Raw genomic sequence first — 280 nt, forward strand, 5'->3', positions numbered from 1 at the left:
GGGGTAGATGATTGGGGTGAAGTCGTAACAAGGTAGCCGTATCGGAAGGTGCGGCTGGATCACCTCCTTTCTATGGAGAATCGTTTCCTGAAACGGAAACATTCAAATATACGTACGACGAAAGTCGACGGACCACTTTGCGAAAGCAAAGTAACACTCACTCGTTGTTCAGTTTTGAGAGTTTAATCTCTCAAAATCAAGTCATAAAATTTCATCCACACTTTTCGTGATGGACCGAGAATTTTATGGTCGCAACAAAGTTGCTCTTTGAAAACTAGAT

General features: G+C 42.1%; 1 rRNA gene. It reads left to right on the top strand.

Annotated features, from left to right (window positions below):
* Positions 1-70: ribosomal RNA gene (locus tag KJS58_RS25175) — 16S ribosomal RNA — on the top strand; the annotation flags it as partial.
* Between the last annotated feature and the right edge of the window lie 210 nt (positions 71-280).

It is taken from the genome of Paenibacillus sp. J45TS6, from assembly GCF_018403285.1.
In the GTDB taxonomy this organism is placed as follows: Bacteria; Bacillota; Bacilli; order Paenibacillales; family Paenibacillaceae; genus Paenibacillus.